At 45.2% G+C, this 16,460-nt stretch carries 10 protein-coding genes; 4 read left to right on the top strand and 6 right to left on the bottom strand.

Annotation, left to right across the window (positions count from 1 at the left end; all coding sequences use genetic code 11):
* Positions 1 to 8: 8 nt before the first annotated feature.
* On the bottom strand, positions 9 to 2,201 hold the full coding sequence (locus H3V12_RS09475) for a primosomal protein N' (protein ID WP_198214471.1): 2,193 nt from the start codon (positions 2,199 to 2,201) through the stop codon (positions 9 to 11).
* Positions 2,202 to 2,310: 109 nt separating this feature from the next.
* Here H3V12_RS09475 and fsa point away from each other — a divergent pair, with 109 nt between their 5' ends.
* Positions 2,311 to 2,964, top strand: coding sequence for a fructose-6-phosphate aldolase (fsa, locus tag H3V12_RS09470; RefSeq protein WP_075869370.1), 654 nt, complete (start codon positions 2,311 to 2,313; stop codon positions 2,962 to 2,964).
* A 768-nt stretch (positions 2,965 to 3,732) separates the two neighbouring features.
* Here fsa and lptE read toward each other — a convergent pair.
* Positions 3,733 to 4,308 carry an LPS assembly lipoprotein LptE gene (gene lptE / locus H3V12_RS09465; RefSeq protein ID WP_075869372.1) on the bottom strand — a complete coding sequence of 192 codons (576 nt, stop codon included), beginning with the start codon at positions 4,306 to 4,308 and terminating at the stop codon, positions 3,733 to 3,735.
* On the bottom strand, positions 4,295 to 6,907 hold the full coding sequence (gene leuS, locus H3V12_RS09460; protein ID WP_198214470.1) for a leucine--tRNA ligase: 2,613 nt from the start codon (positions 6,905 to 6,907) through the stop codon (positions 4,295 to 4,297). The genes lptE and leuS overlap by 14 nt, the downstream gene beginning before the upstream one ends.
* 126 nt (positions 6,908 to 7,033) lie before the next feature.
* On the opposite strand from leuS, the gene H3V12_RS09455 reads away from it, so the two are divergent.
* Entirely contained in the window at positions 7,034 to 7,714 is a 681-nt protein-coding gene (locus H3V12_RS09455; protein WP_198214554.1) for a YggS family pyridoxal phosphate-dependent enzyme, read from the top strand.
* Here H3V12_RS09455 and H3V12_RS09450 read toward each other — a convergent pair whose 3' ends face one another.
* Positions 7,715 to 8,695 carry an SDR family oxidoreductase gene (locus H3V12_RS09450; protein ID WP_198214469.1) on the bottom strand — a complete coding sequence of 327 codons (981 nt, stop codon included), beginning with the start codon at positions 8,693 to 8,695 and terminating at the stop codon, positions 7,715 to 7,717.
* A 311-nt stretch (positions 8,696 to 9,006) separates the two neighbouring features.
* Between H3V12_RS09450 and acs the strand changes: the two genes are divergently transcribed.
* Complete coding sequence (acs, locus tag H3V12_RS09445; RefSeq protein ID WP_198214468.1) at positions 9,007 to 10,956, top strand: acetate--CoA ligase; 1,950 nt, start codon at positions 9,007 to 9,009, stop codon at positions 10,954 to 10,956.
* Between the two features lie 520 nt (positions 10,957 to 11,476).
* On the opposite strand, the gene H3V12_RS09440 is transcribed toward acs, so the two are convergent.
* Together H3V12_RS09440 and H3V12_RS09435 are read right to left on the bottom strand one after the other, a co-directional pair.
* A complete protein-coding gene (locus H3V12_RS09440) occupies positions 11,477 to 12,667 on the bottom strand; it encodes an acetate/propionate family kinase (protein WP_198214467.1) in 1,191 nt (396 codons plus the stop codon).
* Complete coding sequence (locus H3V12_RS09435; RefSeq protein ID WP_198214466.1) at positions 12,660 to 13,604, bottom strand: bifunctional enoyl-CoA hydratase/phosphate acetyltransferase; 945 nt, start codon at positions 13,602 to 13,604, stop codon at positions 12,660 to 12,662. Before H3V12_RS09435 ends, H3V12_RS09440 begins: the two co-directional genes overlap by 8 nt.
* Before the next feature lie 1,033 nt (positions 13,605 to 14,637).
* Here H3V12_RS09435 and H3V12_RS09430 point away from each other — a divergent pair.
* Positions 14,638 to 16,014: a PAS domain S-box protein gene (locus tag H3V12_RS09430; RefSeq protein ID WP_246787544.1), complete on the top strand. Its 1,377-nt coding sequence runs from the start codon at positions 14,638 to 14,640 to the stop codon at positions 16,012 to 16,014.
* Positions 16,015 to 16,460: the final 446 nt, after the last annotated feature.

Here is a 16,460-nt window from a genome sequence, read left to right as displayed (position 1 = left end):
CAAGAGCATTAAATGAAACTTTGCGGATCAATGTCAACCTGCACTCGTATTGTACCACGAATTTTTGGACCGCGGGCAAGCATCGCACGAATAAAAGATTGCATATCGGCGCGGCGGCTTCCTTGCAAAAGCAGTCTGAAACGGTATCTTCCACGAACCAATGCCAAGGGCGCTTCAGCCGGTCCCAGAACAGATATTTCACCGGCTGATGGCGCAGCCTGACGCAATGCACGTGCATGGGCTTCAGCGTCACTGCGGCTTTCCGATGAAACAATAAGGGCTGCAAGACGTCCAAAAGGCGGAAGATTATGGCGTGCCCGCTCGTCAATTTCTCTTTTATAAAAAGCTTCGCTATCCCCCGAAATAATGGCTTGCATAACGGGGTGATAGGGCTGATAAGTTTGTATCAATCCTTGGCTTTTCAGCCCTGTGCGACCAGCGCGACCGGTAACCTGGGACAACAACTGGAATGTACGTTCGGCCGCGCGCGGGTCGCCATTTGAAAGTCCCAAATCCGCGTCAACAACACCGACGAGTGAAATACCCGGAAAATGGTGGCCTTTGGCAACGAGTTGTGTTCCGATAACAATATCCACCTCGCCTTTTGAAATTGCTTCAAGCTCGAGCCTTAATCTTTTGACGCCGCCAACCAGATCGGTCGACAAGACCAGAATGCGTGCCTCGGGAAATAGCTTCAATGTTTCTTCGGCAATTCTTTCAACCCCCGGACCACAGGCAACCAGATGATCAAGTGTCCCGCATTCGGGACAAGCTTCAGGTATCGGTTCATGATAGCCGCAATGGTGACACATAAGCTGGCCGCGAAAACGGTGTTCCACCAGCCAGCTTGAGCAGTTCGGACATTGGAAACGGTGTCCGCAAACGCGGCATAAAGTCAAAGGGGCGTAGCCGCGGCGATTAAGAAATATCAGCGCCTGTTCTTTGCGATCAAGCACCTGACGCATGGCAACTTCAAGTGGTGGTGACAAAAATCTGCCCGAGGGAGGAGCGTTTTTACGCATGTCGATAGCGCGCAAATCCGGCATAGCCGCTTTTCTGAAACGGGAAGGCAGATGAACCGCCTGATAGCGCCCTTGAAGAGCATTGACTTTGCTTTCTACAGAAGGGGTTGCAGAAGATAAAACAACCGGAAAACCACCAAACGAGCCACGTGCCACGGCCATATCACGCGCATTATAAAAAACACGGTCCTCCTGTTTATAGGCAGTATCATGTTCTTCATCGACAATAATCAGTCCCAGATTTTCAAAGGGAAGAAACAGGGCAGACCGCGCTCCTGCAACAACCTGCACGCGCTTTTCAATGACCTGTCGCCAGACATGTTCGCGCTGTTTAGGCGTAAGATCGGAATGCCATTCGGCAGGCGGCGCACCAAAGCGGCTTTCAAATCTATCCAGAAACTGCTGCGTCAACGCTATTTCGGGTAAGAGAATGAGGACTTGTTTACCTTTTTTAAGGGCTTGCGCGACAGCTTCAAAATAGACTTCCGTCTTGCCCGAACCGGTAACGCCATCAAGCAACAAAACTTTAAAACGATCTCCGTCAACAGCTTCTATCAGTGTATCGGCGGCAAGCTTTTGTGCTTTCTCGAGTATCGGACTTGAATAGTCCGGATCGGGGAGCGCCACAACAGGAGGTGGCGGCATTTCTATCTCTTCGAATACACCGGAGTTTTTTAACCCTTCTACAACACTTGTCGACGTTCCCGCCGCGTGGGCAAGCCCTGATTTTGTCCAGGCCAGACCATTTTGTGCGAGTTCAAGAACGCGTTTGCGTGCAGCCGTCATTTTTTCGACTTTACCACCACAATAGCGCAATCCTGAAATGGCCGGTTCCGGATCGAATGCCGCAGGAACGCGCAAAGCCATGCGTGCCACCATTCCGGGAGGCGACAGAGTATAGTCGGAAACGAAATGGATAAAACGCATCATGTCAGCCGGCAGTGGCGGACAATCGAACAATTCGGAAATCGGCCGCAATTTTTTAACCGACACTTTGTCATTGCTGTTGGCCTCGTTGGTAACAAGACCGGCAACTTGTCTGGGTCCCAAAGGCACACGCACGATTGAACCCACTTGGACTTCCATATTATCCGGCACCGAATAACTATAGGCTGTTTCTGCCGGCATCGGTACCAACACTGAAACGGTTTTTGGTGTCTTTGATTCGGTTTTTGTCATCGCTAGCGTCATGTTGGACTTGCTTTTGCATAAAACAATGGATCATAACGAGAAAATCACAGCAAATCGCCAAATATCAGGCTGCATAAGAAAGCTCAGGAGCTAACCCATGAAATTTTTTGTTGATACTGCCATTATTGAGGAAATTTCGGAACTTAACAATCTGGGGCTTGTCGACGGTGTAACAACCAACCCATCACTTATTTTGAAATCCGGACGTGATATTATCGAGGTAACGAAAGAAATTTGTGCGCTCGTTGACGGCCCAGTATCTGCGGAAGTTACCGCTGCCGATTTTGACGGAATGATGAAACAGGCGCAAATATTGGCAAAAATTGCCAACAATATTTGCATCAAACTTCCCCTGACATTTGACGGATTGAAAGCTTGTAAAGCTCTTTCCGCCAAGGGCTTGAAAACCAATATGACCTTGTGTTTTTCCGCCAATCAGGCATTGCTTGCGGCAAAAGCCGGTGCAACATTCGTTTCCCCCTTCATCGGACGGCTTGATGATATCGGATTGAATGGCATGGATCTCATTGGTGAAATCCGGACAATTTTTGACAATTATGACTTCAAGACACAAATTCTTGCTGCCTCTATCCGTACAGTCAATCATGTCAAGGAAGCTGCCCTTATCGGCGCCGATGTCGCAACAATCCCGCCTTCAATCATGAAATTGCTGATAAAACACCCGCTTACGGACAAAGGTCTTGAAATTTTCATGAAAGACTGGGAAAAAACCGGCCAGACTATCGGATGAATATTATTGCAATAAAAACAGATAACAGTTGAATTCAATTGGCTATCAATGAGAGTGGTAAATAGAAAATAAATTCTTTTACCACTTTTGTTTTTACGTTTTCATAATTGAATTATTTATGAAATATTTTTCATAACTCTAAAATTCCTATTTTACTAAGCGTTATAATTTATTAGTTGACCTCACGTTCAACCGAATTGCTTTTTTCAATTAAAATAATGTTCGTTGTTAATTTACTTTCCAAAAACAGACATCCACTCGAACTAAGCTGTAACCGCATATTTAAAACAACTTACAGATTCAGGTTGGTTATCCGATAAATTTCGTTATGCCGCGCACAAAATAATGGATACAGATGTGCCGAAAATCATTCCATGTCACATAGCCAATTCCAGAACGAATATCATTGACTTTATACCGCTTTGTTTGATCACTCTTTTTAGCAACGGATATTGTTTGCAATAAACAACGGCGTTTTGACAGAGACGCCACGTTCGCACAATTGATGCAGCCAATTCTTGAATTGCAGGAGCAAGCAAAACCAAGTTTGCGAATTTTCTCAACGGCTTTTAACGGAAAGATTTAGAGGTAAAGCGCAAGGATCGGAAAGAGACCGGAAGCTACCGGACTGAATGGGATAAAATAGCTTTATTTCTCACTGCCGCATAAAAACAGGGTAACTTCACGCGACAGAAAGGTTAAAAAAACCTGGTTGTAAAATTTTTTAAAAAAATTCCGGCAGTGTTTTTCATCTGCCGGAATAACGAATCATTTCAACTTCGACATATCCTGAGCCAAAGACAAGAAGATTTGCTCGGCGAGCTCTTCCGCTGCACGTTTCTTGGCATCCTCTTCTGCTTGCAAGTTTGCATATTCCTGACGAGGCCGATCGAACGACGCACTGACAGTCCGTGTCCGCCGTGCGAGAGGATTATTTTTCATATCTTTCAAGACATAAGTCGAACGACCATCGACAGCACCGGCAGATGCACGCCCCGTACGATCGGTCGTATCGCCAATATCCATCTGGACTGCAGTACGAATACTGAAACTTGTGCCGAGCGAGAGCTGATAGGTTGGAGCAGAAGGCTCTCCTGCACCACCATTCAACAAGAAAATCAACCGGTTACGAACCAATTGGTTAAACCGGTCGGTCGGCGCGTCAATCACAACACCTGACAATTTGGAGCGGATGGACGGTGAAACATTCATTTGCGCCGCCCCGTTCGAGTCCCCGTGATAGAGAGGCTGAACAGTGCAGGCCGATATGGCGAGCGTTGTCCCCAATAGTACAGCAGTTGTTATGGGTCTGATGCTATTCAGAATATGGTCAGGCAACAACATTGACGATCCTCTGTGGAACTACGATAATTTTCTTCGGCTTCTTGCCTGCCAGATTTGATTGCACAAAATCGAGCGCAAGAACAGCCTTTTCGATGGTAGATTGATCCGCATTGCGTGCAATTGTCAAATCACCACGCTTTTTCCCGTTAATCTGGATCGGGATAGTTATCTCGTTATCCACAATTAAAGCAGGATCGTAGTGTGGCCACGGCATTTGGGCAACCAGATTTTTCTCTCCCAAAGCTGCATGACATTCTTCCGCCAGATGTGGAGTCATTGGCGAAATCATGATGATGAAGAAATCCAGTGCTTGTCTTAAGGCAGCCTTCATTTCGTCATCGGCCTGTTCCAGATTTTGCAACTCGGGAGCGAGCTTGTTGACGAGTTCATAAAGGCGTGCCACTGCACGATTGAAAGCAAGCTTTTCAATATCATCTGCCACTTTCGCAAGTGTGCGGTGAGCCGCTTTGGAAATATCAAGTGCTGCCCCTTTTGTTCCGGCTTGCGGTTTGACATGTGCCAATATTTCGGCACTTGACGAAATCAACCGCCAGACACGTTGCACAAAACGGTGGGCACCTTCCGCACCTGCTTCGGTCCAGATAACATCGCGTTCGGGCGGTGAATCGGAAAGCATGAAAAGCCGTGCAGTATCAGCACCATAGGAGGAAATAATATCGTCCGGGTCGACGACATTTTTCTTCGACTTCGACATTTTTTCGATCGAACCGATTTCAACCGGACTACCATCGGATAAAAGTGTTGCACGACGTACGCCATCTTTCTCTTCTATCCGGATATCGGCAGGCGCTACCCACCCGTCCTTGTTGTGATAGGTTTCATGAACAACCATGCCTTGTGTAAAGAGCCCCTTGAACGGCTCGTCAATATTGACGTGTCCGGTCATCTTCATCGCCCGCATAAAAAAGCGCGAATACAACAAGTGGAGAATGGCGTGTTCAATACCACCGATATATTGATCGACCGGCAACCATTTCTTTATCGCTTCCTTGTTCGTCGGCTCATTTTCCCACGGAGCGGTAAAGCGGGCATAATACCACGAGGAATCAACAAATGTATCCATCGTATCGGTTTCCCGCCGTGCGGGTTTGCCACAACGTGGACATTTAACGAATTTCCATGTCGGATGGCGATCAAGCGGATTACCCGGTTTATCAAATGTGACATCCTCAGGCAATTTTACCGGCAAATCGGCACGTGGAACCGGCACATCCCCGCAATCATCACAATGGATAATCGGAATGGGGCATCCCCAATAACGTTGCCGCGAAATACCCCAGTCACGCAAACGGAATTGAACTTTGCGCTCGGCTTGCGGTCGACCATTCAACATCTGTCCTGACAAACGTTTGAGCACTTCCTCGAAGGCAGCCTTCGGCTTTAATCCGTCGAGAAAGCTAGAATTGATCATAATACCGTCTTCGGTATGGGCTTCTTCCGTTACAACAAAACTATCAGGATCCGCACCTTCAGGCAAAACAACCGGACGCACAGGCAATTCATATTTATTGGCAAAATCAAGATCGCGCTGATCATGGGCAGGACAACCGAAAACTGCACCTGTACCATATTCCATCAATACAAAGTTAGCCACATAAACAGGTATTTCCCATTTATCATCAAAGGGATGGACGACTTTCAAGCCGGTATCAAAGCCTTTTTTCTCGGCGGTTTCTATCTCCGCTGTCGAAGTTCCTTTGCGGTGACACTCGTCGATAAAATCTTTGAGTTTCGCATTTTTTTCGGCAAGTTTGCGGGCAATCGGATGATCGGCGGCAATAGCAATAAACGACGCACCGAATATTGTATCGGGACGGGTTGAAAAACACTCGATCTCGTTAAATCCGTCAACCTGTGTGCCGCCGGCAATTTTCCAGCGCAGCAGCGCTCCTTCGGACTTGCCGATCCAGTTGCGTTGCATAACGCGAACTTTTTCCGGCCATTCATCAAGACCATTCAAACCATCCAGAAGTTCCTGACTGAATTTGGTGATTTTGAAAAACCATTGCGTAAGTTCGCGCTGTTCAACCAATGCACCCGAACGCCAACCGCGCCCGTCAATGACCTGCTCGTTTGCAAGCACTGTATGATCGACCGGATCCCAGTTGACCTTGGACGTTTTGCGGTCAACAAGGCCTTTTTCATACATATCGAGAAAAAGCATCTGCTGGCGATGATAATATTCGACATCGCAGGTTGCGAATTCGCGCGACCAGTCGAGAGAAAGCCCCATGGACTTCAGCTGCTTTTTCATGGAAGCAATATTCTGATAGGTCCAGTCTTTCGGGTGAACTTTATGTTGCATAGCGGCATTTTCCGCCGGCATGCCGAAAGCATCCCACCCCATCGGATGCAAAACATTAAATCCGCGGGCGCGTTTATAACGGGCAACCACATCCCCCATTGCATAATTGCGTACATGCCCCATGTGAATGCGTCCCGATGGATAGGGAAACATTTCCAACACATAATACTTCTCGCGCGGGTCGTCATTGTCGGTTTTGAAAACTTCTTTTTTAACCCAGATTGATTGCCATTTCTGTTCTGTCGCGCGTGGATTGTAGCGTTCGGTTGCCATTACAATTATACTCTTGCAAAATGTAGTCAAAAAACTCAATACGTGCTTCACCACGGATTAAGGAAAGCGTCAACCATTTCTATGCGCTTTTATTCATTTTAAATCGATGAAGAAGGGAAAATGACTATGGAAAGGGTTATTGCCCAATGGCAAAAAGTCAAAGAGAACATCGCCAAAGCGTGCATTGATTCCAGGCGCGCACCAGAGGATGTTCAGCTCATTGCAGTGTCAAAAACTTTCGGAATTGAAGAAATCCACCCACTTCTTGAAGCAGGACAACGTGTTTTCGGCGAAAACCGTGTTCAGGAAGCCAAAAGCAAATGGCCGCAATTGCGCGAAGAATTTCCTGATCTCAAACTTCATCTTATCGGGCCGTTACAATCGAATAAAACGGAAGAAGCAGTGCAACTTTTTGACGTGATCGAAACAGTTGACAGAGAAAAAATTGCAAAATTTCTTCAAGAAGAAATGTCAAAACAAAACCGCAGGCTTCCTTGTTATGTGCAGGTCAATATCGGGGAAGAGCCGCAAAAAGCCGGTATCGCGCCGAACGCGGCAGTCGAGTTTGTCAAACACTGCAAGAACGACCATCATCTTGATGTTATCGGATTGATGTGTATTCCACCGGTTGGTGAAAATCCCGGCCCCTATTTTGCCCTTCTTGCAAAATTGGCGAACGAAGCGGGAGTGAAAAAATTATCAATGGGAATGTCGGCGGACTATGAAACGGCCGTTGCGTTTGGTGCCACAAGTGTGCGCGTCGGTTCGGCAATATTCGGTCATCGTCCGCCGATTGTTCACCAATAATCAGCTATCCATGCCACTGCCACCGGCAGCGCCGAAGACCTGGCCTGAACAATAGCTTGCTTCCTCGGATGCAAGCAAAACATAAAGGGGCGCAATTTCAACCGGCTGGCCTGCACGCTTCATAGGTGTTTCTGAACCAAATTGCGGCATGGCTTTCATAAGCTGTCCACCTGCCGGTTGTAGCGGTGTCCAGAATGGACCGGGGGCAACGGCATTGACGCGAATACCTTTCGGAGCGAGCTGTTTTGCCAGCGATTTGGCAAAAGCAACATTGGCAGCCTTGGTTTGTGAATAGTCGAACAAGGTTGCAGACGGGTCAAATGCCTGTACGGAAGACGTAATGATGATGGAACCACCAGCGGGAATGTGTGGCAATGCAGCTTTTGTTACGCGGAAAGGTGCATAAATGTTGGTTTTCATCGTTTTGTCAAAAGATTCGTCTGTGAGATCGGCCAAAGCTTCCACCGCCTGTTGGCGGCCGGCATTATTCACCAGAATATCCAGTCCGCCCAGTTTTTGGACTGCTTCCTCGACCAATTTTTCGCAAAAATGCCGATCGGTCAAATCACCGGGAATTGCAAATCCTTTGCGTCCTGCCTCTTCGATAAGCTTGATGACTTCTTGTGCGTCTGACTCCTCTTCCTTCAGATAATTGATAGCAACATCGGCACCTTCACGAGCAAATGCTATTGCTACAGCTCTTCCGATGCCGCTGTCACCGCCGGTAATCAAGGCTTTCCGGCCTAGAAGTTTACCGGAGCCTTTGTAACTTTTTTCTCCGTGATCGGCCTTTGGCGTCAACTTTGATGCAAGTCCCGGAGCTTGTTGTTTTTCTGTCGAATAAGGTGGGCGGGGATAAGCGTCAAGCGGGTTTTCGAGCGAAGCCTTTGACGCAGATTTCGTCGCTATTCGCTTGCCTTCACGACCCGTTCCACTTTCAAGCGCCTCTTCACGCGAAAGTATCAATTTTTCATCCAACATAATTTTTTCCTTTCAATTACCGAGCACAATTAGAAGTTCTATTGCTTCATTATTTTAACTACTGCCCGGCTTCAGAAAATCGATGCCTTGAAGGATTTTTTCAGTAAAAAACAGACAAAAATTGATAATTTATAATTCTTCTATTTTCCTATCCCAAAATCTTCACAATAAGTTTTTTAAAAACATCAATTAAAAACTTTCAATAAAAACGAAGATAACATTTACTGTAAGTATAAAACATTCATTCCCGATGAAAGTTTTATAAACAACATGTTGCGCGAGGAGAATTGCAACATGAAAAGGAGGAGAAAATGTCGGATAATGTCTATTCCGTATCTAATAATATCAAGAAAAATGCCCTAATTGATCGTGAAACATATCTTCAATGGTATGATGAAAGCATAAAAGATCCCGATGCATTCTGGTCGAAACATGGCCGTCGTATTGATTGGTTCAAACCTTTTACAAAAGTGAAAAATACCAGTTTTCGCGGAAGAGTATCAATAAAATGGTATGAAGACGGTATTACCAATGTCAGTTATAATTGCATCGACAGACATTTGAAAAGTCGTGGCGATCAGGTCGCCATGATCTGGGAAGGTGACAACCCCTATATTGATAAAAAAGTCACCTATAAAGAACTTTACGAAAACGTCTGCCGGTTTGCCAATATTTTAAAAAAAAGGGGCGTTAAAAAAGGCGATCGCGTAACAATCTATTTGCCGATGATCCTTGAAGCAGCCTATGCGATGCTTGCCTGCGCGCGTATCGGTGCAGTACATTCGGTTGTGTTTGCCGGATTTTCGCCGGAAGCACTTGCCGGACGTATTGTTGACTGTGAATCAACCTTTATCATTACGGCCGACCAAGGCGTACGTGGCGGCAAACCTATTCCGCTGAAAGAAAATGTTGACCATGCAATTGACATAGCCGCACGCCAATATGTGCTGGTCAATCAGGTGATGGTGGTGCGCAGAACCGGCGGAAAAATCGGTTGGGCTCCGGGCCGTGATTTCTGGTATCATGAGGAAATGGCCAATGCGAAAACCGAGTGCCCACCAGCGCGCATGAAAGCGGAAGATCCGCTTTTTATCCTTTATACATCGGGTTCGACCGGAAAGCCGAAAGGTGTCCTGCATACAACAGGTGGCTATCTCGTTTATGCTTCCATGACACATGAATATGTGTTCGATTATCATGTCGGCGATGTTTATTGGTGCACAGCCGATGTCGGCTGGGTGACCGGGCATTCCTATCTCGTTTACGGCCCCTTATGCAACGGTGCCACAACTCTTATGTTCGAAGGTGTTCCGAACTTCCCCGATCAGGCGCGCTTTTGGGAAGTTGTCGACAAACATAAGGTCAATATTCTTTATACCGCACCGACAGCCATTCGGGCACTGATGGGAGCGGGTGACGAATATGTCGAACGGTCAAAACGGACGTCGCTGCGCATTCTCGGATCAGTTGGCGAGCCAATCAATCCGGAAGCATGGAACTGGTTTTATCATAAAGTCGGTGATGACCGCTGCCCAATCGTCGATACGTGGTGGCAAACCGAAACCGGTGGCCATATGATTACGCCTTTACCCGGTGCAACCGATTTGAAACCCGGATCGGCAACACTTCCCTTTTTTGGTATCAAACCCGAACTTGTAGACACCGAAGGAGAAGTGCTTGAGGGCGAAAACGACGGTAATTTATGCATTATCGATTCCTGGCCTGGACAAATGCGGACGATTTATGGGGACCATAACCGTTTTGTCGAAACCTATTTTTCTACCTATAAAGGCAAATATTTTACCGGTGATGGCTGCCGGCGTGACCATGACGGGTATTACTGGATTACCGGCCGCGTCGATGATGTCTTGAATGTTTCAGGCCATCGCCTTGGAACAGCGGAAGTTGAATCGGCGCTTGTTTCCGATCATAACGTTTCGGAATCGGCGGTTGTCGGTTATCCGCATCCGATCAAAGGGCAAGGAATCTATTGTTATGTGACACTCATGGAAGGTGTTGAACCAAGCGAAGAATTACGCCAACATCTTATCAAACATGTGAGAAACGAGATCGGACCGATTGCCACACCGGATAAAATCCAGTTTTCACCAAGTTTGCCAAAAACGCGTTCAGGCAAAATCATGCGGCGAATTCTTAGAAAAATTGCCGAAGATGAATTCGAAAATCTGGGCGACATTTCAACACTTGCCGAACCACAGGTGGTCGAAGACCTCATTGCCAACCGTTTGAACAAACATTGAGTAAAAAACGCTATCACCGGAACTATCCGGTGATAGCACGAACTTCCATTGATTTGCTTCCATTAACTTCAAACGCGCAAGCATATTCAGTACCGTTTGGATAAAGGATAGCCTATGCCCATCGGTAACAACAATGATTCTTGAAAGAACAAACAAAGGCAATAACGGGTTTTGAAAATAGTTCTTCAACCGTTTGATCCGGAATTCGGAGGTCCATCGATTTTTTACAAATAACGGAAGCCGCTTCGCCTAATAAAATAGCCATTAAATTGCGCTGACGGATTAAAAAAATAAAGTCCTGGAACTCCTTCGGATAATCCGGCGATTTTATCAAAACCGTTCAGCGGATTAACCGACTACGTGATGAACAAACAGGCACGTAGCCAAACTTTGTTCCGAAACAGGGATTTTCAATCTCTCACACTATTGGACAGGCTTTTGCTTTTATTTTTTAAAAATATTCCAGCGTAAAAGCGGATCGCAATTTATTCCGGTTACATATTCCAGCGGAGAGGAAAAATCAGTTCGGCGTTTTTTCGTTTTCGTCAATCAGACGGGCAGCATCATCGGCGATGCGTTGTTCTTCATCTGTCGGAATAATAAATGCTGCAATCGGACTGTTGAATGTCGTCAACCGGGATTGATTGGCATTATTGGCTTTATAATCGATTTCGATGCCCATCCACCGCAACTGCTCCAATACAGCCTCACGAACCTCCGGTTGGTGTTCACCGATTCCGGCAGTAAAAATGATGGTGTCGAGCCCTTGCAACATGACAGCCAAACGTGCAATTTCCTGAGCAATGCGCAAGTTGAAAACATCAAGCGCCTGTTTTGCCTGCTTCAACTCGGAACTTACCAGATCTCTGCAATCGGCGCTGATGCCGGACATGCCAAGCAGGCCGCTGGAGTGGTAAAGCATATATTCCATGTCGCTGACACTATGGCGATTGTTACGCAATAGATGTATGAGCACTCCCGCATCAAGCGCCCCGCAACGCGTTGCCATTGGCACGCCATCAAGCGTCGTAAAACTCATTGTCGTTTCTGCACTTTGATGATTTTTCAATGCACAGAGACTGGCACCACTTCCAAGATGGGCAACGACAACGTTTTGCGTTCTGACATCTTTTGGTAATTTCGGGAGCTGTTCGGCAATATATTGATAAGAAAGGCCGTGAAAGCCATATTTTTTGATACCGCGATTATGCAAAATCCGGGGAATAGCAAAGCGCCTTACCCTGTCGCTTTGGCCTTGATGAAAAGCCGTATCGAAAGATGCCGTCTGCATAAGCGAAGGATAAAGTTTTTTAACAAGATAAATCAATCTGAGATTGGCAGGCTGATGCAGCGGAGCAAGCGGAATAAGCGACTCCATATAATCCAATGTCTTATCATTGACGACGCAGGCACTCCTGAAGATATCGGCACCATGAACGATCCTGTGACCAACAGCTTTGATATCTCCAATTTCCATTCTTTGAGTAAGCCAGCCGAACACCTGCTTGAGCATTTCTTTGTCATCGGCGTTTTCCGGCAGCGGTGCAGCCGCTATCTGGTCGCCGGTCTTTTCAATACGGAATGAAAAACAATTACGCCTGAGATCAATCGACCCTTTACCAAGACGTTCTGCACGGCCACCATTATTTTCGTAAAGTCCGATCTTTAACGACGAAGAACCGGAATTGAATGTTACAATCCGGTTATTCATGGTGTGCGTGCTCCAGTTTGAAACGTCGCTCGACCATTATTTTTGCAAGAGCTGCAGAAGCAAGGCGCACTTCCACTTTGTCCGATCGGCTGGTAAGAATGATTGGAACACGTGCCCCGAGAACCAGTCCGGCGGCACCGGCGTCGGCAAAATACATCAATTGTTTGGCAAGCATATTGCCAGCCTCGAGATCCGGCACCAAAAGGATATCGGCTTTTCCGGCTACCGGTGAAACAATGCCTTTTATTTCTGCCGCCTTCAAATTGATCGCATTATCGAACGCCAACGGCCCATCCACGACTGCACCGGTAATTTGCCCACGCATCGACATAACGGTCAAGGCTGCTGCATCAAGCGTCGCCGGCATTTTCGAATTGACTGTTTCAACTGCCGCAAGAACCGCAACAAGTGGTTTTTCGAGCCCTAGAATGCGCATAAGATCAACCGCATTCTGGACAATGTCGCGTTTATCATCAAGATCGGGCCGGATATTGATTGCCGCATCGGTGATAAGGAGCGGCTTGGAATAGGCCGGTATATCCATCGCATAAACATGACTGATGCGCCGTTCTGTTCGCAACCCTGATTGGGCACTGACCACCGCACTCAACAATTCGTCTGTATGGAGTGAACCTTTCATAAGTGCCTGAACTTTTCCGCTGGCTGCCAATTCTACGGCTTTTTGCGCGGCAGCATGGCTATGCTCGGTTGGCACCAGTTCCAGACCATCGATTTTGACACCGGCGGCTTTGGCTGCATTGCGTATTTTTTGCTCAGGCCCTATCAGAACCGGCTCCAGAAATTTTTCCTGCCAGGCCTCAATAGCGGCAAGCATGGCTTCTTTTGAACAGGGGTGAACAACACCTGTTTTGATCGGAGGAAGGTTACGTGCCTGTTCAAGATAGGAATCATAACGTCCATGTTTTTTCGACACCATAATTATATCCCTCACTTTAAAAGTCGGTTTTCAAAACCGGTATTTTACAGCCGTTTCATCAGCAAACCAGATTAACCCGAATTCTTTTCATGTTATTTTAATTAATTCCGAGAGAAACATGACCAGGTTTTTGTGTCAAATAAAATAGCATTATTTTATCAACGCTAAACCTTTCATAAAAATATCTAGTTCTGGCGCAGATTTTAAACTGAAAGACCCCGATTATTACTTCGGCGATAGCTATTTTTATGTTGATTTTCGCTAAACATTAACATTCAAATGAGGAATGCCAAAGCGTTATAAAAACCGAACCGGTGATTAAAAGATATCATTATTCAAAAGCCTTCATAGATTCAAAAAATATATGTTTTAATAACAAAGCTATTATTTTTTCGGAAATGCCTTCAGACCCCACAAAAGTCTCACGACCGAATGTAATGGCACGAAAAAATCTATTTATCTTCTTTTGAACGAATCACCGAACATAAATATGTAAAGCTCATCAAACTTTTCATGTCGATTCCAATAATGATTCTTGAATACTTTTCTATTGAAAATAAAAATTAATTTTTACAATATAATACTCTTACTGAGTTTTTATGAACTGATAAAAATCAATAATACTGATGCACGTTACGAAATTCTGTATGTATCAATATGTTTTACCCGAATTTTATATACAAAAATTTTTAGTAATAACACTCATGATAATAGAAGTTTTGTTTTTATAAGAATATAAATTTAAAAAATTATATCAATTATCATGTTATTTATGGAAAAATGTTTTTTAAATTTGTCTATGCTTCATTGGAATTAGAACTGGCAGTCATCCGCTTTTTGAGGGGGATGATAAATTTTTAAAATGTAAAACTTCCTGTTTTTGATTCATTTTTTTACAATAAACTTCTTGGTTAGACAGTTAACAAAGCTTTGACTGTATGGTATAAAACTTAACGGGAACAGCGGGATGACGTTAAACACCTGTTTGTACATGACAGTATTCATAGGTTATTAAAACGGAGTCTGGATAACCATGATGAAGCGTGTTGAAAAACAGGGTTGGCGTAACCAGCTTATTCTCGATAATGCGTTGGACTATGCAATATTAACGGCAGACATGAACGGGCTCATCATGAGCTGGAGTCCGGGGGCGGAAAAACTTTTCGGTTGGAAGCCCGAAGAGGCTATCGGGCAACCTCTTGATATTCTCTTCACCGAAGAAGACCGGATGAATAAACTTCCCGAAACACGTCAACAAATGGCCAGCCTTCATCGCATTGATGCCGTTGAACGTTTTCATCAAAGAAAAGACGGAAGCACATTCTGGGCATCGGGCGACCTTCAGGCTCTTTATAGTGATGACGGCAAACAACAAGGATTTTTAAAAATTGTTCGTGACCGGACTGATGAACAACGCCATTCGGAATCATTACGATTAAGCGAAGAGCGGCTGCGGCTCGCCCAACAGGCAGCGGGTATCGGAGCTTTTGAAATTGATCGCGATCGCAGCATGATCGAAGCGACACCACAATTTTTGAAATTGTTAGGTTTTAAGGAAAGTCCCGAGCTTCCGTTAAGTGACTTTTATTCGGTTATCATTGACAATCCGCGCGACATTGCAAAACAGATGTTGCAAACGAGGCAAGATGAAAGTTTGATCACGCATCTCGAATTTCAGGTCAAGCGTAAAGATACCGATCAATTACGCTGGATCGGCTATTGGGCCGAAGCTGCTCCGAAAGATGTCGGCAATTCAATGAAGCACCGCATCTTAGGCGTTTTGCAAGATGTGACGGAGAGACGCGAGGCGCAGGAAAAACAAGCCATTCTTTCCGGCGAGCTTGCCCACCGTGTGAAAAACATTCTGGCCATTGTTCAAAGTATAGCCAATCAGACACTGACTGAAGAAACGTCGATGACAAAAGCGCTACAGAATTTTTCTGTGCGTCTTAACGCACTTGCCCATGCGCAGGATATTTTAACGCAAGGGGCAGCCAACAGTGCCGATCTCCAACAGATTGTCGAAAGCAGCCTTGATATCCATGACAAAACCGGAAAAAGATTTATCGTTTCGGGCCCGCAGGTTTCCCTATCGCCGCAAACAGCTCTTTCCATGGCTTTGGCGTTACACGAATTGAGCACCAATGCAGTTAAATATGGGGCACTTTCTACAAAAACCGGCGTCGTGGAAATCAATTGGACAATCGAAAAAAACGAATTCCATTTTTCGTGGCGCGAAAAAGGTGGCCCAGTGGTTCATGAACCCACAAAACTCAGTTTTGGTAGCAAGCTGATTAAACGCCTCCTACCTGCACGATTTAACGGTCATGCCGATTTGAATTACGATCCGGACGGCTTTTCGTTCGAACTTTTTGCTCCCAAAACCGTTCAGAATTTCCCTGATCAATGAAAGAAAGATATTCGTACAGCCTATTTTTAAATCATGATGTTTTTGGAATTTTATAGGCATCTCACAATCGGGTTGCCGTTTATTGAAACGGGGAACATTATTTCAGAATGACTGTCTTTGTATTTGATCTTTACAGTCAATTGCCCGCAATGGATTTTCCCCGCCAAACGATCTTTCAAACAGACAATTAGCAGTAAACTGTCGCACTGTTCACAAACCCATTCGATAGCTTCACACGAAGATATTTTCTACCTGAACAATATTAAAATGATTAATTTTACCTTAAATTTGTTAAAAATATTTCTTTTAATTATGATAATATCATACAATATTTAAAATATTATTTAACATCAATATTTTATTTGTTATTTTGAGATAATAACTTGAAATTGTATCAATTAAACAATCCGGAAATGATTTTTAAGCTATCTCTTATTTTATAAATT

This window comes from Bartonella sp. W8167, from assembly GCF_016100335.1.
In the GTDB taxonomy this organism is placed as follows: domain Bacteria; phylum Pseudomonadota; class Alphaproteobacteria; order Rhizobiales; family Rhizobiaceae; genus Bartonella; species Bartonella apis.
This window is presented reverse-complemented; position numbering and strand designations above follow the sequence as displayed.

Bases quoted from the DNA above. Each gene is read 5' to 3' on its own strand.
- H3V12_RS09435 (WP_198214466.1), bottom strand. From the start codon at position 13,604: ATGGTGTCGAAAAAACATGGACGTTATGATTCCTATCTTGAACAGGCA.
- H3V12_RS09430 (WP_246787544.1), top strand. From the start codon at position 14,638: ATGATGAAGCGTGTTGAAAAACAGGGTTGGCGTAACCAGCTTATTCTC.
- H3V12_RS09440 (WP_198214467.1), bottom strand. From the start codon at position 12,667: ATGAATAACCGGATTGTAACATTCAATTCCGGTTCTTCGTCGTTAAAG.
- H3V12_RS09455 (WP_198214554.1), top strand. From the start codon at position 7,034: ATGGAAAGGGTTATTGCCCAATGGCAAAAAGTCAAAGAGAACATCGCC.
- H3V12_RS09450 (WP_198214469.1), bottom strand. From the start codon at position 8,695: ATGTTGGATGAAAAATTGATACTTTCGCGTGAAGAGGCGCTTGAAAGT.
- lptE (WP_075869372.1), bottom strand. From the start codon at position 4,308: ATGTTGTTGCCTGACCATATTCTGAATAGCATCAGACCCATAACAACT.
- fsa (WP_075869370.1), top strand. From the start codon at position 2,311: ATGAAATTTTTTGTTGATACTGCCATTATTGAGGAAATTTCGGAACTT.
- acs (WP_198214468.1), top strand. From the start codon at position 9,007: ATGTCGGATAATGTCTATTCCGTATCTAATAATATCAAGAAAAATGCC.
- H3V12_RS09475 (WP_198214471.1), bottom strand. From the start codon at position 2,201: ATGACAAAAACCGAATCAAAGACACCAAAAACCGTTTCAGTGTTGGTA.
- leuS (WP_198214470.1), bottom strand. From the start codon at position 6,907: ATGGCAACCGAACGCTACAATCCACGCGCGACAGAACAGAAATGGCAA.